Source organism: Corallococcus sp. CA053C (assembly GCF_003611675.1).
Lineage (GTDB): Bacteria > Myxococcota > Myxococcia > Myxococcales > Myxococcaceae > Corallococcus.
Genome location: NZ_RAWA01000823.1, coordinates 1 through 770, shown reverse-complemented (window position 1 = coordinate 770; position 770 = coordinate 1). Strand labels below are relative to the sequence as shown.

General features: G+C 72.1%; 1 protein-coding gene. It reads left to right on the top strand.

All coding sequences use genetic code 11. The features are described 5' to 3' along the window. The coding region (locus D7V97_RS43410) for an AMP-binding protein (RefSeq protein ID WP_147445277.1) at positions 1-770 on the top strand (770 nt) is incomplete at both ends.

Below are 770 nucleotides of genomic sequence, written 5' to 3'. Positions count from 1 at the left end.
GTGGGCGCGGAGGACCTCGCGTACGTCATCTACACCTCGGGCAGCACGGGGCGCCCCAAGGGCGTCGCCGTGCACCACCGGGGGTTGATGAACCTCGTCACCTGGCACCAGCGCACCTATGCCCTGGCGCCTTCGGACAAGACGGCCCTCACTGCTGGAGTGGCCTTCGATGCCTCCACCTGGGAGGTGTGGCCTTCGCTCGCGTCCGGCGCCAGTCTCGTCGTGCCTCCGGAGGCCGTGCGCGCCGAGCCGTCGCAACTGCTGCGCTGGCTGGCCACGGAAGCCATCACCACCTGCTTCATGCCGACGCCCCTCGCCGAGGCCGTGCTGCGTGAAGAGTGGCCCCGTCCCATGGCCTTGCGCGCCCTGCTGACGGGCGGCGATGCCCTGCACCACGGCCCTCCTGCTTCCGTACCCGCCACCCTCTTCAACCACTACGGCCCCACCGAGAGCACCGTCGTCGCCACCTTCACCCCGGTGGCCGCCACCGCACGGGATGACGGCACCCGTCCGCCCATCGGCCGCCCCATCGCCAACACCCGCACCTACGTCCTCGACGCCCACCTGCGTCCGGTGCCCGTCGGCGTCCCCGGTGAACTCTTCCTCGCCAGCGAAGGCCTCGCCTGGGGCTACCTCGGCCAGCCCGCGCTCAGCGCGGAGCGCTTCATCCCCCACCCCTTCGCCTCCACGCCCGGTGCCCGCCTCTACCGCACGGGCGACGTCGTGCGCTGGCGTGCGGACGGCCAGCTGGACTACCTCCAGCGGCTCGA